General features: G+C 43.7%; 24 protein-coding genes and 1 other annotated feature. Of the genes, 23 read left to right on the top strand and 1 reads right to left on the bottom strand.

Going from position 1 to position 21,547, the window contains the following annotated elements; translation table 11 throughout:
• The first annotated feature begins 1 nt into the window (after position 1).
• From HLI_RS10810 to rplA, 9 genes are all read left to right on the top strand, one after another.
• On the top strand, positions 2–406 hold the full coding sequence (locus HLI_RS10810) for a Mini-ribonuclease 3 (RefSeq protein ID WP_128524981.1): 405 nt from the start codon (positions 2–4) through the stop codon (positions 404–406).
• On the top strand, positions 407–1,150 hold the full coding sequence (gene rlmB / locus HLI_RS10805; RefSeq protein ID WP_128524980.1) for a 23S rRNA (guanosine(2251)-2'-O)-methyltransferase RlmB: 744 nt from the start codon (positions 407–409) through the stop codon (positions 1,148–1,150). It begins immediately after the preceding gene.
• Positions 1,151–1,153: 3 nt separating this feature from the next.
• Entirely contained in the window at positions 1,154–1,663 is a 510-nt protein-coding gene (locus tag HLI_RS10800) for an NYN domain-containing protein (RefSeq protein ID WP_128524979.1), read from the top strand.
• A gap of 81 nt (positions 1,664–1,744) precedes the next feature.
• Positions 1,745–2,401 carry an RNA polymerase sporulation sigma factor SigH gene (gene sigH, locus HLI_RS10795; RefSeq protein WP_128524978.1) on the top strand — a complete coding sequence of 219 codons (657 nt, stop codon included), beginning with the start codon at positions 1,745–1,747 and terminating at the stop codon, positions 2,399–2,401.
• Positions 2,402–2,479: 78 nt separating this feature from the next.
• On the top strand, positions 2,480–2,629 hold the full coding sequence (rpmG, locus tag HLI_RS10790; protein WP_128524977.1) for a 50S ribosomal protein L33: 150 nt from the start codon (positions 2,480–2,482) through the stop codon (positions 2,627–2,629).
• A gap of 40 nt (positions 2,630–2,669) precedes the next feature.
• Positions 2,670–2,846 carry a preprotein translocase subunit SecE gene (gene secE, locus HLI_RS10785; RefSeq protein WP_128524976.1) on the top strand — a complete coding sequence of 59 codons (177 nt, stop codon included), beginning with the start codon at positions 2,670–2,672 and terminating at the stop codon, positions 2,844–2,846.
• A 128-nt stretch (positions 2,847–2,974) separates the two neighbouring features.
• On the top strand, positions 2,975–3,511 hold the full coding sequence (gene nusG / locus HLI_RS10780) for a transcription termination/antitermination protein NusG (RefSeq protein ID WP_128524975.1): 537 nt from the start codon (positions 2,975–2,977) through the stop codon (positions 3,509–3,511).
• Between the two features lie 150 nt (positions 3,512–3,661).
• Positions 3,662–4,087, top strand: coding sequence for a 50S ribosomal protein L11 (rplK, locus tag HLI_RS10775; protein ID WP_128524974.1), 426 nt, complete (start codon positions 3,662–3,664; stop codon positions 4,085–4,087).
• A gap of 117 nt (positions 4,088–4,204) precedes the next feature.
• On the top strand, positions 4,205–4,900 hold the full coding sequence (gene rplA, locus HLI_RS10770; RefSeq protein ID WP_128524973.1) for a 50S ribosomal protein L1: 696 nt from the start codon (positions 4,205–4,207) through the stop codon (positions 4,898–4,900).
• Positions 4,901–4,905: 5 nt separating this feature from the next.
• Here rplA and HLI_RS21625 read toward each other — a convergent pair whose 3' ends face one another.
• On the bottom strand, positions 4,906–5,058 hold the full coding sequence (locus tag HLI_RS21625) for a hypothetical protein (RefSeq protein ID WP_164908538.1): 153 nt from the start codon (positions 5,056–5,058) through the stop codon (positions 4,906–4,908).
• Positions 4,953–5,101: a sequence feature (ribosomal protein L10 leader region), on the top strand. (Overlaps the previous gene by 106 nt.)
• A 41-nt stretch (positions 5,102–5,142) precedes the next feature.
• Here HLI_RS21625 and rplJ point away from each other — a divergent pair.
• The 14 genes from rplJ to rplW all read left to right on the top strand — a co-directional run bounded on the left by rplJ (position 5,143) and on the right by rplW (position 21,532).
• Positions 5,143–5,643, top strand: coding sequence for a 50S ribosomal protein L10 (rplJ, locus tag HLI_RS10765; RefSeq protein ID WP_128524972.1), 501 nt, complete (start codon positions 5,143–5,145; stop codon positions 5,641–5,643).
• Between the two features lie 50 nt (positions 5,644–5,693).
• Positions 5,694–6,059, top strand: coding sequence for a 50S ribosomal protein L7/L12 (rplL, locus tag HLI_RS10760; protein ID WP_128524971.1), 366 nt, complete (start codon positions 5,694–5,696; stop codon positions 6,057–6,059).
• 80 nt (positions 6,060–6,139) lie between these two features.
• A complete protein-coding gene (locus HLI_RS10755; RefSeq protein WP_128524970.1) occupies positions 6,140–6,745 on the top strand; it encodes a class I SAM-dependent methyltransferase in 606 nt (201 codons plus the stop codon).
• A gap of 313 nt (positions 6,746–7,058) precedes the next feature.
• On the top strand, positions 7,059–10,586 hold the full coding sequence (gene rpoB, locus HLI_RS10750; protein ID WP_128524969.1) for a DNA-directed RNA polymerase subunit beta: 3,528 nt from the start codon (positions 7,059–7,061) through the stop codon (positions 10,584–10,586).
• 72 nt (positions 10,587–10,658) lie between these two features.
• Positions 10,659–14,270, top strand: coding sequence for a DNA-directed RNA polymerase subunit beta' (rpoC, locus tag HLI_RS10745; protein ID WP_128524968.1), 3,612 nt, complete (start codon positions 10,659–10,661; stop codon positions 14,268–14,270).
• A gap of 143 nt (positions 14,271–14,413) precedes the next feature.
• On the top strand, positions 14,414–14,665 hold the full coding sequence (locus HLI_RS10740; RefSeq protein ID WP_128524967.1) for a 50S ribosomal protein L7ae-like protein: 252 nt from the start codon (positions 14,414–14,416) through the stop codon (positions 14,663–14,665).
• Positions 14,666–14,756: 91 nt separating this feature from the next.
• Entirely contained in the window at positions 14,757–15,176 is a 420-nt protein-coding gene (gene rpsL, locus HLI_RS10735; protein WP_128524966.1) for a 30S ribosomal protein S12, read from the top strand.
• Positions 15,177–15,228: 52 nt separating this feature from the next.
• On the top strand, positions 15,229–15,699 hold the full coding sequence (gene rpsG / locus HLI_RS10730; protein ID WP_128524965.1) for a 30S ribosomal protein S7: 471 nt from the start codon (positions 15,229–15,231) through the stop codon (positions 15,697–15,699).
• A 42-nt stretch (positions 15,700–15,741) separates the two neighbouring features.
• A complete protein-coding gene (fusA, locus tag HLI_RS10725; protein ID WP_128524964.1) occupies positions 15,742–17,820 on the top strand; it encodes an elongation factor G in 2,079 nt (692 codons plus the stop codon).
• A gap of 124 nt (positions 17,821–17,944) precedes the next feature.
• Positions 17,945–19,135, top strand: a complete 1,191-nt coding sequence (gene tuf, locus HLI_RS10720) for an elongation factor Tu (protein ID WP_128524963.1) — start codon at positions 17,945–17,947, stop codon at positions 19,133–19,135.
• A gap of 486 nt (positions 19,136–19,621) precedes the next feature.
• Positions 19,622–19,930 (top strand): 30S ribosomal protein S10, encoded by a 309-nt coding sequence (gene rpsJ / locus HLI_RS10710; RefSeq protein WP_128524962.1) that lies wholly within the window; start codon positions 19,622–19,624, stop codon positions 19,928–19,930.
• A 33-nt stretch (positions 19,931–19,963) separates the two neighbouring features.
• On the top strand, positions 19,964–20,599 hold the full coding sequence (gene rplC, locus HLI_RS10705) for a 50S ribosomal protein L3 (protein WP_128524961.1): 636 nt from the start codon (positions 19,964–19,966) through the stop codon (positions 20,597–20,599).
• Between the two features lie 22 nt (positions 20,600–20,621).
• On the top strand, positions 20,622–21,245 hold the full coding sequence (gene rplD / locus HLI_RS10700; RefSeq protein ID WP_128524960.1) for a 50S ribosomal protein L4: 624 nt from the start codon (positions 20,622–20,624) through the stop codon (positions 21,243–21,245).
• A complete protein-coding gene (gene rplW, locus HLI_RS10695; RefSeq protein ID WP_128524959.1) occupies positions 21,245–21,532 on the top strand; it encodes a 50S ribosomal protein L23 in 288 nt (95 codons plus the stop codon). Before rplD ends, rplW begins: the two co-directional genes overlap by 1 nt.
• Positions 21,533–21,547 lie beyond the last annotated feature (15 nt).

Below are 21,547 nucleotides of genomic sequence, written 5' to 3'. Positions count from 1 at the left end.
TATGGCTATGACAAACGTCAAACAGATGAAAAGTCTCGCTCTCGCCTATATGGGCGATTCCGTCTACGAGCTTTATGTGCGACACCACCTTTTAAAGTCCGGAGAAGTCAAGCCGCAACACCTTCATCAGGCTGCCGTTCAATTCGTATCGGCTGTCTCTCAAGCAAAGGTCGTTCAGGTTTGGCAAGAAGAGAAGTTGCTGACAGAGGAAGAAGAAGGGGTGCTCCGTCGAGGGAGGAATGCGAAATCAGGTTCCGTTCCGAAGAATACGAATGTACAAACCTATCGTTATTCCACTGCTTTTGAAGCGGTGTTAGGATTTCTTTATTTATCAGGTCAAACAGAACGGCTGGAAACACTCATCAACCATGCGATAAAAAATGTAGAAGAAAGGAGCGGAGTATAAATGAATACAGAATGGATCATTGGGAAAAACCCTGTCCAGGAAGCCATACGGTCCGGGCGGGCGATTAATAAAGTGATGGTGTCTGAGCACCTTCAATACCAAGCTTATAAGAAACTGGGACAACTAGCGAAAGAACAAGGTGTACTTGTTCAAAAGGTACCGAAGAAAAAAATAGACCAATTGGTGGATGGGAACCACCAGGGAATTATCGCTTCTGTAGCAGCTTACGATTATAGCGATTTGGATGATTTATTTGCAAAAGCGGAGGAAAAGGGAGAGGCTCCTTTCTTCATCATTTGTGACGAAATCGAAGACCCTCACAACTTAGGATCGATTTTAAGGACAGCGGATGCGAGTGGAGCACATGGTGTCATCATTCCGAAACGGCGTTCTGTTGCTTTGACAGCTACTGTCGCTAAGACATCAACCGGAGCTATTGAATATATCCCTGTAGCCAGGGTTACGAATTTAGCTCGAACGATTGATGAATTGAAAGAACGTTTTGTCTGGGTGGTCGGTACAGATGCAGCTGGGACTGAGGATTACCGTCAGCTTGACGGAAAGATGCCGATCGCACTCGTTATTGGAAGTGAAGGTCGAGGCATGAGCCGCTTGACGAAGGATAAATGCGACTGGACTGTGAGTTTACCCATGGCAGGAGAAGTTACCTCCCTGAATGCTTCTGTTGCTGCCTCTCTACTGATGTATGAAGTCTTCAGGAAGCGTAACCCTGTTGGTGAATAACTTATGAATGTTTTAATAGTCGATGGATATAACATGATTGGTGCATGGCCGGAACTTCAAAAGTTGAAAGAAGCAGAGCTCGGCCAAGCCCGTGATCTGCTCATAGAGATGATGGCTGAATACCAATCATATACCGGGGATCGGATTATGGTAGTTTTTGATGCTTACCACGTCCGGGGAGTTGAAAAAAAGCGGAAAAATTATAAAGTTGAAGTTATTTTCACAAAAGAAAATGAGACAGCTGACGAACGGATCGAAAAATTGGCAGGTGAGTTGAATGATGTGCGCACACAAGTATATGTGGCAACCTCGGACTATGCTGAACAAAGGACAATTTTCGGACAAGGGGCCTTTCGTAAATCCGCCCGTGAACTTTATATTGAAGTGAAAAACATAGAAAACCAGATTGAAAAGGACGTAGAGAGCCATAATCAAATCCAATATCAATCGAAGATACCGATAAAAAAAGAAGTTAGGGAGCTCTTTGAGAAATGGCGCCGAGGAGATAAATAATTCTGACAACTTGTTGACGCTTATCAAAAACTTGCTGTATAATATTTCTATATTGAGGTAGCACGGTCGGAGGGATCCTGTGTGAGCATCTTACAAACAGAGAAAAGCACCAGCGAGTTGGATCTTAGCCAGCTTGATGACGAGGCAGTCGTAGAACTAATTAACCAAGGTCAGGTCCAAGCGCTCGATTATTTAATCAATAAGTACAAAAATTTTGTTCGCGCTAAAGCTCGAACATACTTTCTTATTGGTGCAGATCGTGAGGATATTGTGCAAGAAGGTATGATCGGTCTTTATAAAGCCATTCGTGATTATAGAGAGGGGAAGCTCTCTTCTTTCAAAGCTTTTGCAGAATTATGTGTCACCCGTCAAATTATTACCGCAATTAAAACCGCCACTAGACAGAAACACATCCCTTTGAATTCCTACGTTTCTTTGGACAAGCCTATTTATGATGAAGAGTCGGATCGAACGTTGCTTGATGTCATAGGTGGTTCAAAGTCAATCGACCCACAAGAATTAATTGTAAACAAAGAAAAATTTTCTGACATGGAAGAGAAGATGTCGGAATTGTTAAGTGACCTGGAAAAAGAGGTCCTCACCCTTTACTTGGACGGGCAATCCTATCAGGAAATTTCGGCAGAACTGGATAGACACGTAAAATCTATTGATAACGCTTTACAACGTGTGAAGCGGAAACTCGAGAAGTATTTGGAAATCAATGAAATCACTCTATGAATGTCAGATTGACAGCCCCCGGCAAGAGTGCTACATTTAGTAAGTATGTAAACCTCGAAGAATGAGGGGACGGAACGAATGCGAAAAAAAATTATACTATCCTGTACGGAATGTTTAAGTCGAAACTACAGTTCATATAAAAATCAATCCAATCAGTCCGAACGTTTTGAGGTCCGCAAGTTTTGTAAGAAATGTGGATCGCATACGTTACATCGTGAGACGAAATAGAGAAGGAAGCCGGCAGGCGCAAATTTGGGGGTATTACAGCATGTTTAAGTTTTTCAAGAATGTAGCTCGAGAGATGAAGAAGGTGAGTTGGCCTAAGAGTCAGGAATTGACTCGATACACGATCACTGTTCTTTTCACCGTGGCTTTCGTAGCTGTATTCTTTGCTATTGTAGATCTCGGGATTTCTCAGGTGCTTGAACTCATCGCTAAAGAATAGTAGAGTGGTTTTTATGCTATAATAGGAGATAGACTTACAAAAACCCGTTCAGCGGGTTTTTTCATGTTGGAATAATTTTAAAAACTTTAAATATAAGGGAGGGAAGGGCAAGCACTTGTCCTATCATAATGGAAAAAAGATGGTATGTTGTACACACCTATTCAGGTTATGAGAACAAAGTGAAAACGAACCTTGAGAAGCGTGTTGAATCTATGGGAATGGAAGATAAGATCTTCCGTGTCCTTGTCCCTGAGGACGAAGAAGCAGAGATAAAAAATGGAAAAAGGAAAATCGCTAAGAAGAAAGTGTTTCCTGGTTATGTGTTAGCTGAGATGGTCATGACAGACGACTCTTGGTATGTCGTACGCAACACACCGGGTGTGACTGGATTCGTAGGATCTACTGGATCCGGCTCAAAGCCGATCCCTCTCCTGGAAGAAGAAGTCGAAACGGTTCTTAAACGTATGGGCATGAACGAACAACCGAAAGCAGAGATAGACTTTGAGGTGAAGGAAAGCGTTAAGGTGACCGAGGGGCCGTTCGCCAACTTCACAGGTGCGATCGAGTATATCGATACTGACAAACAGAAAGTGAAAGTTCATGTCAACATGTTCGGCCGTGAAACCCCGGTAGAGTTAGACTTTACTCAAATCGAAAAATTATGATTTTTCTATTCCCCCTTGCATAATGGAAATAAAGATGCTAGAATTTTTATGTTCTATATGCGCCCCGGCGAGAGGGGCTATTGCTTAGCGCAATGAGTGGGAGGGGTAGAACCCTATTACCACATCACGGACTTTAAGGAGGTGTGTCTCGTGGCTAAAAAAGTTATTAATGTAGTAAAGCTTCAAATCCCTGCGGGTAAAGCAAACCCAGCGCCACCAGTAGGACCGGCACTAGGTCAAGCGGGTATTAATATCATGGGTTTCTGTAAAGAGTTTAACGCTCGTACCCAGGAAGAAGCTGGTACGATTATTCCAGTTGAAATCACGGTTTATGAGGACCGTTCCTTTACATTCGTTACAAAAACTCCACCTGCTGCTGTTCTTCTCAAGAAAGCGGCTGGAGTCGAGTCAGGTTCTGGTGAACCGAACCGTAACAAAGTAGCTTCTGTGAAGCGCGATCAAGTTCGCGAAATCGCAGAAACTAAAATGCCTGATTTGAACGCTGCTGACGTTGAAGCTGCAATGCGTATGGTCGAAGGTACTGCGCGCAGCATGGGAATCACAATCGAAGACTAATCCCACAGCGTCATTTGGAGATAGGAAAAGGTTGCGGAAATGGAGCTTGTGACTCTTTCGCAACCTTTATTCGTGGGAGGAAAATCCGTTAAAACCACAACGAGGAGGAAATTAATAATGGCTAAAAAAACGAAAAAGCAACAAGAACTTCAAAAGCTTGTTGAGCGTACAAAAGCTTATGATGTACAAGAAGCGATCAAGCTTGTTCAAGAAACAGCTAAAGCAAACTTTGATGAAACTGTCGAAGCAGCATTCCGTTTGGGTGTAGACCCTAAGAAAGCGGACCAACAAATCCGCGGTGCAATGGTGCTTCCGCATGGTACAGGTAAATCACAGCGTGTGCTTGTCTTTGCTAAAGGTGAAAAAGCTAAAGAGGCAGAAGCAGCAGGTGCTGACTACGTAGGTGAACAAGACCTGATCAACAAAATCAACCAAGGCTGGTTCGATTTTGATGTCGTAGTAGCTACTCCTGATATGATGGCTGAAGTTGGTAAATTGGGCCGTGTGCTTGGACCAAAAGGTCTTATGCCAAACCCTAAAACAGGCACTGTAACCTTTGAAGTTGAAAAAGCAGTAAATGAAATCAAAGCAGGTAAAGTTGAATACCGCGTTGATAAAGCTGCTAACATCCACGTTCCGATCGGAAAAGCATCTTTCGATCAGGAAAAACTGGCTGAAAACTTCGCAGCTATTACAGACACGCTTGTTAAAGCTAAGCCTCAAGCATCTAAGGGGACTTATATGCGTAACGCTGCTGTTTCATCTACGATGGGACCTGGAATCAAAGTAGACGTTTCTGGTTACACGAAGTAATAAATTTATTGTTGACTTTCCGCTACCAGCATTATATAATTAGTAGCGTTGTATAAATGAATACGTTGTACCGTAGACAGCAGGTGTGGTAAGCCACTTAATTTCCTGCCGAGGTGTGTGAATAAATAGAGCAGCGCTGATCTGCCCTGTTCTATCATACGTACCTCCATGTCTGCATGGAGGTACTTTTTATTAATAAAACCTTCAAGCGGTATGATGAAAAGTCAATAGGAGGTGGAACGATGAGCAGTGTTATCGAACAAAAGAAGCAGGTTGTATCTGAGTTGGCTGACAAGTTCCGCAATAGTAAATCTGCTGTACTAGTAGATTACCGCGGTCTTGATGTATCAGAAGTTACAGAACTTCGAAGTCAATTGCGTGAAGCGGGCGTTGAGTTCAAAGTGTATAAAAACACAATGACGCGCCGTGCTGTAGACGAAGTTGAACTTAGTGAGCTTAATGAAGTGCTTCAAGGCCCGACAGCCTTGGCATTCCATGAAGACGATGCAGTAGCACCGGCAAAAATTCTTAACAACTTCGCTAAAGATCACGATAACCTTGAAATTAAAGGTGGAGTAGTTGAAGGACAAGTTGCAACTCTTGAACAAATCAAAGAACTTGCAAACCTTCCAAACTACGAAGGTCTTGTATCTATGTTCCTAAGCGTACTACAAGCGCCTATCCGCAACTTCGCATATGCTACGCAGGCGATCGCGGATCAAAAAGAAGAAGAAAGCGCGTAAGTTAGCGTTCGTTTAAATTATATCCATTAAATCTAAGGAGGAAATTTCTCATGTCTAACGAACAAATTATCGAAGCGATCAAAGAAATGTCAGTTCTTGAGCTTAACGACCTAGTTAAAGCAATTGAAGATGAATTTGGTGTATCTGCTGCAGCTCCAGTTGCTGCTGGCGCGCCTGCTGCAGGTGGCGAAGCTGCTGAAGAACAAACTGAATTCAACGTAATGCTAGAATCTGCTGGAAGCTCTAAAATCAAAGTGGTTAAAGCAGTACGCGAAATCACTGGTCTTGGTCTTAAAGACGCGAAAGAGCTTGTTGATGGAGCTCCAAGTGCAGTTAAAGAAGGCATTGCTAAAGAAGAAGCTGAAGAGATCAAATCTCAGCTTGAAGAAGCAGGCGCAACTGTCGAACTTAAGTAAGAGAATTCCTAAAGTAAAGCTCGCTGATTTATCGGCGGGCTTTCTTTTTCTTAACGATAAAAAAAGAAGGTGTTCGGTTTATGTCGGAGCATTATTACTCAAAGAAAACATCAACAGATAGTGAAGAAAAAACGTGGGCCTTCCAGTTAAGGGGTCATGAATTTGAATTCACGACGGATCACGCTGTTTTCTCTAAGCGGGAAGTGGACTTTGGTTCGCGCTTGTTGGTCGAAGCTTTTCTTGCACCGGATGTAGATGGAGATTTTCTTGATTTAGGTTGTGGCTATGGCCCGGTCGGACTGGCCATAGCTAAAGATTTTGACAATCGACACGTAATGATGGTCGATGTGAATGACCGCGCATTGAATTTAGCTCGCAAAAATGCAGTTGAAAATGGCATAACGAATATTACTGTGCAGGAGAGTGATCGGTTGCAGGGGGTAAAGGATCGTCGATTTGCTTCTATTATAACGAATCCTCCTATACGCGCAGGGAAGAAAGTCGTCCATATGATGTTTGAAGAGGCGAAAGAAGCTTTGCTTGAGCAAGGAGAGCTTTGGGTAGTCATTCAGAAAAAACAAGGGGCGCCGTCTGCTAAACAAAAGTTAGAAGAGTTGTTTGGTAATGTAGATGTGGTAGAAAAGCAAAAGGGATATTACATCCTGAAGGCTATAAGGTTTGACTAGCCCTATCAGTTGTGCTAGTATTGAAAAATGCCAATGTGTCTGAACGCTGTCAAGTCTTTTTTTAGCAATCATGTATAAAAAAGATGATAGATGTCCAGAATGGTAAAATCGAACACTGAAAGTAAATGAGGTTTTTATGTATGAAAAGCCTTTTTCTTTTTTGTCTAACGTTAGAGAGAAATGAAGAATCACCATTTGCTCTAAGGCGAATGTTTAAATAGTGCTTGTGGCAAGATCAACCGCAAGCCTGTTCGGCATGTCTTGCCGAACCCTTTTTTCGTTATTAATATGCTTGATTTGAGGGGTGAATCAGTTGACAGGTCAACTAGTTCAATATGGACGACACCGCCAGCGCAGAAGTTATGCACGCATCAGTGAAGTATTAGAGTTGCCGAATTTGATTGAAATTCAGACAGCTTCCTACCAATGGTTCTTGGAAGAAGGTTTGAAAGAAATGTTCCAGGATATTTCTCCAATCGAAGACTTCACAGGCAATTTATCATTGGAGTTTGTAGACTACAGCCTTGGCGAACCAAAGTATCCAGTCGATGAGTCAAAGGATCGCGATGTAACATATAACGCACCACTTCGTGTGAAAGTACGTCTATTAAACAATGAGACGGGCGAAGTGAAAGAACAAGAAGTATTCATGGGTGATTTCCCACTGATGACAGACACAGGTACCTTTGTAATCAATGGTGCTGAACGTGTTATTGTTTCTCAGCTTGTTCGTTCTCCAAGTGTGTACTACAACAAAAAGATTGATAAGAACGGCAAGAGAGGATATACCGCTACGGTTATCCCTAACCGCGGAGCATGGTTGGAGTTTGAAACTGATGCAAAAGACGTGGTTCATGTTCGTATCGATCGTACGCGTAAATTGCCAATCACCGTTCTATTACGTGCAATAGGTTTCAGCACAGATCAGGAAATCATTGATTTGATCGGTGATAACGAATACCTTAAGAACACGTTGGAAAAAGACAATACGGAAAACACAGAAAAAGCTTTATTAGAGATTTATGAGCGTCTGCGCCCTGGTGAACCACCAACGGTAGAAAACGCGAAAAGCTTAATCGTTTCCCGTTTCTTTGATCCGAAACGCTATGACCTAGCTAGAGTCGGACGTTATAAAATGAACAAAAAGCTTCATATCAAAGATCGTTTGTTCAACCAGACATTGGCGGAAACGTTAGTGGATGAAGAAACCGGCGAAGTCATCGCAGAAAAAGGCGATAAAATCGACCGCCGTCTCTTAAACAAATTGATACCTCATTTTGATGATGAAGAGGGGAATTTAGGCGAGGAATCATTGGAACCGGCTGAGGGTGTTCTTGAAGAACCAATTCAAGTCCAGTCCGTTAAAATCGTCGACCCCACAGATCCAGAAGGTGAGCGCTCTATCAATGTGATCGGCAATGCAAATATTGACCGTGACGTGAAGAATATCACTCCAGCCGACATTCTTTCTTCTATCAGTTATTTCTTTAACTTGTTGCACAATGTGGGTGGAACAGATGACATCGACCATCTAGGTAACCGTCGTCTTCGTTCAGTCGGAGAACTCCTTCAAAATCAATTCCGTATTGGTTTATCCCGTATGGAGCGTGTGGTTCGTGAACGTATGTCTATCCAAGACACTTCCTCAATCACACCGCAACAATTGATTAATATCCGTCCTGTGATTGCATCCATCAAAGAGTTCTTTGGTAGTTCGCAACTTTCACAGTTTATGGATCAGACGAACCCTCTTGCAGAATTAACGCATAAGCGCCGTCTTTCTGCATTAGGACCCGGTGGTTTGACTCGTGAACGTGCAGGCTTTGAAGTTCGTGACGTACACTATTCCCACTACGGTCGTATGTGTCCGATTGAAACTCCTGAGGGTCCAAACATCGGTTTGATTAACTCTCTATCATCGTACGCAAAAGTAAATGAATTTGGTTTCATTGAAACACCGTATCGTCGTGTCGATCCGGATACCAATAAGGTAACGGCCCAAATCGATTATCTCACTGCAGATGAAGAAGATAATTACGTGGTGGCGCAGGCAAACGCGAAGCTTGAAGATGACGGTGCCTTTACCGATGAAGAAGTCATCGCCCGTTTCCGCGGTGAGAATACAGTCGTGAATCGTGATCGTTTAGATTACATGGACGTTTCTCCGAAGCAGGTTGTATCTGCGGCGACAGCGTGTATTCCTTTCTTGGAAAACGATGACTCCAACCGTTCCCTAATGGGTGCAAACATGCAGCGTCAAGCAGTACCGTTGCTTAAACCGGATGCACCACTTGTAGGGACGGGCATGGAATATGTATCAGGTAAAGACTCTGGTGCTGCTGTCATTTGTAGACACGAGGGAGTCGTCGAACGTGTGGAAGCGAAAGAAGTTCGCGTCCGTCGTATTGCCGAGGTGGATGGCAAAGAGGTAGAAGGAGATATAGACCGCTACCGTTTGCAGAAATTCATCCGTTCTAACCAAGGGAGCTGCTATAACCAACGTCCGATCGTCTCTAAAGGCGACCGCGTCAAGCAAGGGGAAATCCTTGCTGATGGACCTTCTATGGATATGGGAGAACTCGCTCTTGGTCAAAATCCACTTGTCGCATTCATGACATGGGATGGTTACAACTACGAGGATGCCATCATCATGAGTGAGCGTCTCGTGAAAGATGACGTATATACTTCTATTCATATAGAAGAATACGAATCAGAAGCTCGTGATACTAAGCTTGGACCGGAAGAAATCACACGTGACATCCCAAATGTCGGTGAAGATGCCCTCCGCGACTTAGATGATCGAGGTATTATCCGTGTCGGTGCAGAAGTAAGTGATGGTGATCTTCTTGTAGGTAAAGTAACCCCTAAGGGTGTAACTGAATTATCTGCCGAAGAACGACTATTACACGCTATCTTCGGTGAGAAAGCACGTGAAGTTCGCGATACTTCTCTACGTGTGCCACACGGAGCAGGCGGAATCGTTCTTGACGTCAAGATCTTTAACAGAGAAGACGGGGACGAACTTCCTCCAGGTGTCAATCAGTTGATTCGTGCTTATATCGTTCAGAAGCGTAAAATCTCTGAAGGTGACAAGATGGCCGGACGTCACGGTAACAAAGGTGTTATTTCTAAGATTCTTCCAGAAGAAGATATGCCTTTCCTACCAGACGGTACACCGGTTGATGTCATGTTGAACCCACTTGGTGTTCCATCTCGTATGAATATCGGTCAGGTACTAGAATTGCACATGGGTATGGCTGCTCGCTTACTTGGAGAAAGAATCGCTACACCGGTTTTCGATGGTGCGCGAGAGGAAGACGTATGGGAGACATTGCAGGAAGCTGGTATGTCTCGTGATGCGAAAACGATCCTTTATGATGGACGTACAGGAGAGCCGTTTGACAACCGTGTATCTGTTGGTGTCATGTATATGATTAAACTTGCACACATGGTTGATGACAAACTTCACGCACGTTCTACTGGGCCGTACTCACTAGTTACGCAACAGCCACTTGGTGGTAAAGCCCAATTCGGTGGACAACGTTTTGGTGAGATGGAGGTATGGGCACTAGAGGCTTATGGTGCTGCCTATACACTTCAAGAAATCTTGACAGTGAAATCGGATGACGTTGTTGGACGTGTGAAGACGTACGAAGCGATTGTCAAAGGTGATAATGTTCCAGAGCCGGGAGTCCCTGAGTCTTTCAAAGTTCTGATCAAAGAACTTCAAAGTCTTGGAATGGACGTTAAGATTCTATCTGGTGATGAGCAAGAGATCGAAATGCGAGATATCGAAGAAGAACAGACCAAAGAATCCGAGAATTTGAACTTAGACGATTAAGATAGAAACACTGCTGTAGTTCGTGTTCTAAGCTTAGGGTAGAACGTGGATACTAAAAGGGAGGTAGGCCCCTTGCTAGATGTAAATAACTTTGAGTATATGAAAATCGGCCTGGCTTCACCGGATAAGATTCGTTCTTGGTCCTACGGTGAGGTCAAGAAGCCAGAAACCATCAACTATCGTACGTTGAAACCAGAAAAAGACGGGTTATTCTGTGAGCGTATTTTCGGTCCGCAGAAGGACTGGGAATGCCATTGTGGAAAATACAAGCGTGTCCGCTATAAAGGTGTCGTTTGTGACCGTTGTGGTGTTGAAGTAACTAAAGCGAAAGTACGCCGTGAGCGCATGGGGCACTTAGAATTAGCTGCCCCTGTCTCTCACATTTGGTACTTCAAAGGTATCCCTAGTCGAATGGGTCTTGTATTAGACATGTCCCCTCGAGCACTAGAGGAAGTCATTTATTTTGCCGCTTATATTGTAACGGAACCTGGTGAAACGGCTCTTGAGAAGAAGCAGTTGCTATCTGAAAAAGAATACCGTTCCTACCGTGAGAAATTCGGTCAAGGTTTCCAAGCTGCTATGGGGGCAGAAGCCATCCGTAAACTGCTTTACGATATTGATTTGGACGGGGAAGTAGATACACTGAAAGAGGAACTCAAGACAGCTCAAGGTCAACGTCGTACACGTGCAATCAAACGCCTTGAAGTGCTTGAATCGTTCCGTCACTCAGGAAACGAACCTTCATGGATGATCCTGGAAGTTCTGCCGGTTATCCCGCCAGAATTACGGCCAATGGTTCAACTTGACGGTGGCCGTTTCGCGACATCTGACTTGAATGATTTGTACCGTCGAGTAATCAACCGTAACAACCGATTGAAGCGTTTGTTGGATCTAGGTGCGCCGACGATCATCGTGCAGAATGAGAAGCGTATGCTTCAAGAAGCTGTCGATGCTCTTATCGACAATGGCCGCCGCGGTCGTCCTGTTACAGGACCAGGAAACCGTCCACTCAAATCCCTTTCTCACATGTTGAAAGGTAAACAAGGTCGTTTCCGCCAAAACCTTCTAGGTAAGCGTGTAGACTATTCCGGTCGTTCGGTTATCGTTGTCGGTCCATCCCTGAAGATGTATCAGTGTGGACTTCCGAAAGAAATGGCGCTGGAATTGTTCAAGCCATTCGTAATGAAAGAACTCGTCGCACGAGGGTTAGCCCATAATATCAAATCTGCGAAGCGTAAGATTGAGCGTGTCCATCATGAAGTTTGGGATGTTTTAGAAGATGTCATCAAAGAACACCCTGTTCTGCTGAACCGTGCACCGACACTGCACCGTTTAGGAATCCAGGCTTTTGAACCGACACTTGTCGAAGGTCGCGCGATCCGTTTGCACCCGCTTGTATGTACAGCATATAACGCTGACTTTGACGGGGACCAAATGGCCGTGCACGTACCACTATCTTCAGAAGCTCAAGCTGAAGCTCGTATCTTGATGCTGGCTGCTCAGAACATCCTTAATCCTAAGGATGGAAAACCAGTCGTTACGCCTTCCCAGGACATGGTATTAGGAAACTATTACTTGACCTTGGAGCGTGAAGGTGCAATTGGTGAAGGAATGTTCTTCAAAGACTTGAATGAAGCATTGATGGCGTATCAAAATGGCTATGCCCACCTTCACACACGTGTGGCTGTACAAGCTAGTTCATTGAATAATGAGACATTCACAGAGAAACAGAACAGGCAGCTTCTTCTGACTACGGTCGGTAAGTTGATTTTCAATGAAATGCTGCCGAATTCTTTCCCTTATATCAATGAACCGACGAAAGAAAACTTAGAGATTAAAACACCTGACCACTACTTTGTGGAAAACGGTACGAATATTCGTGATGAGATTGCTAAACGCGAAGAGGTTTCTCCATTCAAGAAAGGTATCTTGGGAGACATCATCGCTGAAGTCTTCAAACGTTTCTCTATTAGTGAAACGTCCAAGATGCTCGACCGTATGAAAGACCTTGGATTCGCTTACTCCACTAAGGCGGGTATCACAGTAGGTGTATCCGATGTTGTCGTACTTCCAGAGAAACAGAAAATTCTTGATGAAGCTCAAGAAAAAGTCGACAGAGTTCTGAAACAATTCCGTCGTGGTCTGATTACAGAAGAAGAACGTTACGATCGTGTTATTGAAGTTTGGTCCGGAGCTAAAGATGATATTCAAAACCGTCTGATGAACTCATTGAATCCGCGAAATCCAATCTTCATGATGAGTGATTCAGGAGCACGTGGTAACGCATCTAACTTTACGCAGCTTGCAGGTATGCGTGGTCTGATGGCCAACCCGGCTGGTAGGATCATCGAACTTCCAATCAAATCAAGTTTCCGTGAAGGTCTGACAGTACTTGAATACTTCATCTCGACACACGGTGCACGTAAAGGTCTAGCCGATACCGCGCTGAAGACAGCTGACTCAGGTTACCTGACACGTCGTCTTGTAGACGTGGCGCAGGATGTCATTGTACGGGACGACGACTGTGGAACGGACAGAGGATTACCGGTCTCCGCTCTTAAAGAAGGTTCAGAGGTAATAGAACCGTTGCTCGATCGCTTGATCGGACGTACATCCTTCCAAAAAGTCACACATCCTGAAAGTGGTGCTGTACTTGCTGAAAGGAATGAAGTGATTTACGAAGATAAAGCTCGACAAATTGTTGAAGCAGGTATCGAGAAGATTGTCATCCGTACTGCATTCACATGTAATACGAAGCACGGCGTCTGTAAGAAGTGTTATGGCCGTAACTTGGCAACTGGTGATGAAGTTGAAGTTGGTGAGGCAGTTGGAATTATTGCTGCACAATCCATCGGTGAACCAGGTACCCAGCTTACAATGCGTACCTTCCACACAGGCGGTGTAGCCGGAGACGATATTACACAGGGTCTTCCACGTATCCAGGAGATCGTAGAAGCGCGTAATCCGAAAGGTCAGGCTGTTATAACTGAGATCGACGGAACTGTTCATGAAGTTAATGAAGTGAAAGAAAAACAGGAAATCCTCGTTCAAGGTTCTGTTGAGTCAAGATCTTATACAGCTCCATACGGTGCACGTATGAAAGTGTCTGTGGGTGATGAGGTTAAAGCTGGTGAACCACTCACAGAAGGTTCAATTGATCCTAAAGAATTGCTGACCGTCAAAGGGCTTGATGGTGTTCAGGAATACTTGCTTAAAGAAGTACAGAAAGTTTACCGCATGCAAGGGGTAGAAATTTCCGACAAACACGTCGAAGTAATGGTTCGTCAAATGCTTCGTAAAGTACGTGTCCTTGACTCCGGAGATACGGATGTACTTCCGGGCTCACTTCTTGAAATCCACCAATTCAAAGAGGCTAACCAAAAAGCCCTTATCGAGGGTGGACAACCAGCAGTCGGCCGTCCGGTTATCCTTGGTATCACCAAAGCGTCACTTGAAACGGATAGCTTCTTATCCGCAGCATCCTTCCAGGAAACTACACGTGTCCTGACAGATGCAGCCATCAAAGGTAAGCGCGATGAATTGCTAGGACTGAAAGAAAATGTTATTATCGGTAAGCTTGTTCCAGCAGGTACCGGTATGACACGTTACCGGAAAATCCAAGCTCAGTCTGAAGCAAAGCAGCAAGAGGTTCCATCAACTACTGAGGAAGTCACACACTCCTAAATAAATAAGCTTAGATGATAACAAAGGGTAAAAAAGAAGGAAGCACTAAAAAACTCACCCAAATGCAGTTGACATGCATTTGGGTGAGTGATACTATAATCAAGGTGCTTCCATTTATCCTTGTTACTTTGGAGGATATGAAGATGTCTTATGAAAAAGTAGCACAGGCTAAGTCCGATATAATCATTGGAACCAAACAGACACTTAGAGCCATGAAGAATGGTGAAGTGGATGAAGTCATAACGGCAGACGATGCAGATCAGTCGATGACACTAAAAGTAGCTAAACTGGCCAAGCAACTGAATATTCCCCATACAAGAGTTTCTTCAATGGAGGAGCTTGGGAATGCATGTGGTATTGATGTTGGCGCGGCTACAGTGGCGATAAAGCAATAAAGTTTTGGCGTTAAAGCGCGAAAGCTTTGTTTTTTGCCTTTTTATGAACCACCTGGATGTGTGGTATTAAAAATGAAGGGAGGATACAAACATGCCAACAATAAACCAATTGGTACGTAAAGGACGCGTGAGCAAAACGAAACAGTCAAACTCTCCAGCTTTGAACAAAGGTTACAACAGCTATAAGAAGCGTATGACTGACCTTTCTTCTCCACAAAAACGTGGTGTTTGCACACGTGTTGGTACAATGACACCTAAGAAACCGAACTCTGCCCTACGTAAGTATGCACGTGTTCGTCTAACCAACCAGCTTGAGGTTAACGCCTATATCCCTGGTATCGGCCACAACCTACAAGAGCACAGTGTTGTTCTTATCCGTGGCGGTAAAGTCAAAGACTTGCCAGGTGTGCGTTACCACGTTGTACGTGGCGCTCTTGACACAGCAAGTGTTGAAGGACGTATGCAAGGCCGTTCTAAATACGGTACGAAGAAACCTAAAGCTAAAAAATAATCGATATGCAGATATCGCTTAAATAATTTCTCTAAGGAAGGGAGGGGAACATATGCCACGTAAAGGTCCAGTAGCTAAACGTGATGTGTTACCAGATCCGATGTACAACTCTAAGCTTGTCACTCGCTTGATTAACCAAATCATGGTTAACGGTCAGCGCGGGAAAGCTCAAAAAATCCTTTATAAATCTTTTGAACTAGTTCAAGAGCGTAGCGGAAATGAAGCTATGGAAGCTTTTGATCAAGCGATGAAGAATGTAATGCCAGTATTGGAAGTACGTGCTCGTCGTGTAGGTGGTTCCAACTACCAGGTACCTGTTGAGGTTCGCCCAGAACGTCGTCAGGCTCTAGGCTTGCGTTTCATTGTTAACTATGCGCGTCTACGCGGAGAGAAAACAATGGAAGAACGCTTGGCTAACGAAATTCTAGATGCAGCTAATAACACTGGTGCATCAGTGAAGCGTCGTGAAGAAATGCACAAGATGGCAGAAGCGAACAAAGCATTCGCTCACTATCGTTGGTAATCACCAAAAAAATAAATGTTCAATCAGGAAGGAGAAAGATTCATGGCTAGAGAGTTCTCCTTGGAAAAGACTCGGAATATCGGGATCATGGCTCACATCGACGCTGGTAAAACAACGGCGACAGAGCGTATTCTTTTCTACACAGGACGTATCCACAAAATTGGTGAAACTCACGAAGGAGCTTCCCAAATGGACTGGATGGAGCAGGAACAAGAGCGCGGAATCACAATCACTTCCGCCGCTACGACTGCTCAGTGGAAAGATCACCGTATCAACATCATCGATACTCCAGGACACGTAGACTTCACTGTTGAGGTTGAACGTTCCCTGCGTGTACTTGATGGCTCTGTGGCTGTACTTGATGCTCAGTCAGGTGTTGAGCCTCAAACAGAAACAGTGTGGCGTCAAGCTACCACTTATGGTGTTCCACGTATCGTATTTGTAAACAAGATGGACAAAATTGGTGCTGACTTCATTTACTCCTTAGGCACATTGAAAGACCGCCTTGGAGCAAACGCAGCAGCTGTCCAACTTCCAATAGGTGCAGAAGATGAATTCGAAGGAATCATCGATCTTGTAACAATGGAAGCTTACTATTATATGGACGACTTAGGAACTCGTGCAGAAGCACGCGAAATTCCTGAGGAGTACAAAGAGCAAGCTGAAGAGTACCGCGGCAAACTTGTAGAATCTGTAGCGGAACTTGATGAAGACTTGATGATGCAATACCTTGAGGGAGAAGAAATCACTAACGAGCAGCTTAAAACGGCAATCCGTACAGCTACTCTAGGCGTTGACTTCTATCCAGTATTCTGTGGTTCAGCCTTCAAAAACAAAGGTGTTCAACTTCTGATTGATGGTGTTATCGATTATCTGCCATCTCCATTAGATGTGCCTCCGATTGAAGGACATGTACCTCAAACAGATGAAGGTGTTGTACGTAAGGCAGACGACAAAGAGCCTTTCTCTGCATTGGCCTTTAAAGTCGCTACAGACCCTTATGTTGGTAAACTGACTTTCTTCCGTGTTTACTCTGGTACACTAAGTGCCGGTTCTTATGTGAAGAACTCTACGAAAGATAAGCGTGAGCGTGTAGGTCGTATCCTGCAAATGCACGCCAACTCTCGTGAAGAGATTTCCACTGTTTACGCAGGGGACATTGCAGGTGCCGTAGGTCTTAAAGATACTGGTACAGGTGATACAATTTGTGATGAAAAGAGTCTTGTTATTCTTGAATCCATGGAATTCCCTGATCCGGTTATCTCTGTCGCTATCGAACCTAAGTCTAAAGCTGACCAAGACAAGATGTCTATCGCACTTGGTAAACTTGCTGAAGAAGATCCAACATTCCAAACGGAGACAAACGTGGAAACAGGTCAAACGATTATCGCTGGTATGGGTGAACTTCACCTTGACATCATCGTAGACCGACTTAAGCGTGAGTTCAAAGTTGAAGCGAATATTGGTGCTCCACAAGTAGCGTACCGTGAGACTTTCCGCGCAAGTGCAAAAGTTGAAGGTAAATTCGTACGCCAATCCGGTGGTCGTGGACAGTTCGGTCACGTATGGGTTGAATTTGAACCTAACGAAGAAGGCGCTGGTTATGAGTTCGTCAATAAGATTGTCGGTGGTGTTGTACCACGCGAGTATATTCCATCCGTAGAACAAGGAATCAAAGAATCCTTGGAGAATGGTGTATTAGCTGGCTACCCTATGGTAGACATCAAGGCGACTCTGTATGATGGTTCTTACCACGATGTCGACTCCAATGAAATGGCATTTAAAGTTGCTGCTTCCATGGCACTTAAAGAAGCTAAGAACAAGTGTAAGCCAGTTCTACTTGAGCCAATGATGAAAGTAGAAGTTGTTATTCCAGAGGAATACATGGGCGATATCATGGGTGACGTAACTTCCCGTCGTGGACGCGTTGAAGGTATGGAAACTCGTGGTAATGCACAAGTAGTCAAAGCATTCGTTCCACTTTCTGAAATGTTCGGATATGCAACAGCGTTGCGTTCCAACACACAAGGTAGAGGAACTTATACAATGCACTTTGACCATTACGAAGAAGTTCCGAAGAGTATCTCTGAGGAAATCATCAAGAAAAATTCTGGTCAATAATTGATTTTTTAGACAAGTTGAGATATAACTTGTATTGTAAGTTCAGGAGTGGCTCTCGTTCACTCCGGACTTGCAAATAAATGTTCAAACTAAATTCGTATTTATTTAAAGGAGGAAATATACAATGGGTAAAGAAAAATTTGACCGGTCCAAGTCCCACGTTAACATTGGTACTATCGGACACGTTGACCATGGTAAAACAACTCTAACTGCTGCGATCACTACAGTACTTCACAAGAAATCAGGTTCTGGTGAAGCAATGGCATATGACATGATCGACGGTGCACCAGAAGAGCGCGAACGTGGAATCACTATCTCAACTGCACACGTTGAGTATGAAACTGAGAACCGCCACTATGCCCACGTTGACTGCCCAGGTCACGCTGACTACGTTAAGAACATGATCACTGGTGCTGCTCAAATGGATGGCGCGATTCTAGTTGTATCTGCAGCTGACGGTCCAATGCCACAAACTCGTGAGCACATCCTGCTATCTAAAAACGTAGGTGTACCAGCAATCGTTGTATTCTTGAACAAAGTTGACATGGTAGACGATGAAGAACTTCTTGAACTAGTAGAAATGGAAGTTCGCGACCTACTATCTGAATATGACTTTGATGGTGACGATGTACCTGTAATCAGCGGTTCTGCTCTTAAAGCTCTTGAAGGTGAAGAGAAATATGAGCAAGCTATCTATGACCTTATGGATGCAGTTGATGAGTATGTTCCAACTCCAGACCGTGACACTGACAAGCCATTCATGATGCCAGTAGAGGACGTATTCTCTATCACTGGTCGTGGTACAGTAGCAACTGGTCGTGTTGAGCGTGGACAAGTTAAAGTCGGTGACGATATCGAAATCATCGGTATGGCTGAAGATGCTCGTAAGACTACAATCACAGGTGTTGAAATGTTCCGTAAGCTTCTTGACTATGCTGAAGCTGGCGACAACATTGGTGCGCTTCTTCGTGGTGTTAACCGTGAAGACATCAACCGTGGTCAAGTACTAGCTAAACCTGGTTCTATCACTCCACACACGAACTTCAAATCTGAAGTTTATGTATTGGCTAAAGACGAAGGTGGACGTCATACTCCATTCTTCTCTAACTACCGCCCACAGTTCTACTTCCGTACTACGGACGTAACTGGTGTCATCCAACTTCCTGAAGGCGTAGAAATGGTTATGCCTGGGGATAACGTTGAAATGACTGTAGAACTTATCTCCCCAATCGCGATCGAGGACGGAACTCGTTTCTCTATCCGTGAAGGTGGACGTACAGTAGGTTCTGGCGTAGTATCTGAAATCACTAAATAATTTCAGTGTTATAAATGAAAAGCGAGTAATAGTCTTCAGGGCTATTGCTCGCTTTTTTTATGGTCTCGGGAAATTTTTTTGAATATCTTGTGTTCTATGAAAAAATGGTCCGCATCCCATGCCTCGTATGGAGGTCTGGTACAGCATTGTTGAAATAACATCAAAGGTTTGTTTTAATGTAGGATGGCTTTTTGGAGAAAATGACCTAAGGAAAAGAAATTCAATGCATTACTGACACGAAGAATGAATTTATCCTTGAAATTATTCGGAGTCATTAGTATAATGTTTTAAGTGTCCGTAGATAAAATATTTATGGATTTACCCTTGCAATGGCAACATTTCTTCTATATAATGAATAATGTTGGTCATAAAAGGCGATGATGCGAAAGGTTGTTGACACACCCGGCCCCTTTGCCATGGCGGGTAGTCAAGTTTTTTTCGCGGAGAATGTCTATTTCAAAAATGGGCGAAGAAGGAGGGAAAATAATGGCAAAAGAGAAAATTCGTATTCGTTTAAAAGCGTATGATCATAGAGTGCTTGATCAGTCCGCTGAGAAAATCGTAGACACAGCGAAGCGTTCCGGAGCTGAGGTATCTGGTCCGATTCCGCTTCCTACAGAGCGTTCTATTTATACGGTGCTTCGTGCCACTCACAAGTATAAAGATGCTCGTGAGCAGTTCGAAATGCGTACACACAAACGTCTAATCGATATTGTTAATCCAACACCACAGACTGTTGATTCACTAATGCGTTTGGATCTACCATCTGGTGTGGATATCGAAATCAAACTATAAATAAAAAATGATAGATAATAGGAGGTGTAACGGATGACGAAAGGAATCTTAGGACGCAAAGTCGGCATGACTCAAATTTTCTCAGAAAATGGCGAGTTGATCCCAGTAACAGTAGTTCAAGCTGAACCAAACGTTGTTCTTCAGAAGAAGTTAACTGAAAATGACGGTTACGAAGCGATTCAACTAGGTTTTGCTGATGAAAAGTCTAATCGTTTGAAAAAAGCTGCCCAAGGGCACGCTGAGAAAGCAAACACAACACCTAAGCGCTACATTCGTGAATTCCGTAATACAAACCTTGATGACTATGAAATTGGTCAAGAGGTTAAAGTTGATATTTTTGAAGCAGGTGACGCAATTGACGTTACAGGAACTTCTAAGGGTAAAGGTTTCCAAGGTGTTATCAAGCGCCACAACCAGTCTACTGGGCCGAAAACTCACGGTTCCCGTTTCCAACGTCTTTCAGGTTCTATGGGACAGGGTGCTGACCCATCAAAAGTATTCAAAGGAAAAAATCTACCAGGACAAATGGGTAGCGAACAAGTAACACTACAAAACCTTGAAGTAGTAAAAGTTGACGCTGAGCGCAATCTACTGCTAATCAAAGGTAATGTACCAGGCGCGAAAAAATCTTACGTTAAGATTACAAGTGCAATTAAGGCTAGCAAATAATTAAACGAAGGGAGGATATGTCATGCCTAAAGTAGCACTATTAAACCAAGGCGGTTCTAACGTTGGAGAATTTGAACTGAACGAATCCGTTTTTGGTATTGAACCCAATACTCACGTATTACACGAGACTGTGTTGATGCAACGCGCGAATCTTCGTCAAGGCACACACAAAGTAAAAGGACGTTCTGAAGTTAGTGGCGGTGGACGTAAACCATGGCGCCAAAAAGGTACAGGCCGTGCGCGTCAAGGATCCATCCGTTCCCCTCAATGGGTAGGTGGTGGAGTTGTATTCGGTCCTACACCACGCAGCTATAACTATACAATGCCTAGAAAAGTACGTCGATTAGCGCTTCAGTCTGCTTACTCTTCAAAAGTGAAAGAGGACAATATCATTGTTCTTGAGAGTCTTTCTCTAGACGCTCCGAAAACTAAAGAAGTTGCAAGCATTCTTAATGCACTAAAAGTCAACGAGAAGGCATTGATCGTCACTGCAGAGAAAGATGAGAATGTAGCTCTTTCTTCTAATAACATTCCTACAGTGAAAAGTCTTCCTGTAGAAGAAGTAAGTGTGTTAGACTTGCTAACGCATGACAAGCTGATTCTAACGAAGGAAGCAGCTGAAAAAGCAGGGGAGGTGCTCTCATAATGAAAGAACCACGCGATATCATTAAGCGCCCTGTCATTACTGAACAGTCTGCTGATCTTATGGGAGAAAAGAAATATACGTTTGAAGTTAGCCCTAAAGCTAACAAAACTGAGATTAAAAACGCAGTGCAAGAAATCTTTGGTGTAAGTGTTGCTTCTGTAAACACAATGAACCTTAAAGGTAAATTCAAACGTATGGGTCGTTACGGCGGCTATCGTTCTGATCGTAAGAAAGCAGTTATCACTTTGACTCAGGACAGTGAAGAACTAGAATTTTTTGAAGTATAAATAACTAATTGACTA

It is taken from the genome of Halobacillus litoralis (assembly GCF_004101865.1).
Classification (GTDB): Bacteria; Bacillota; Bacilli; order Bacillales; family Halobacillaceae; genus Halobacillus; species Halobacillus litoralis_A.
This window is presented reverse-complemented; position numbering and strand designations above follow the sequence as displayed.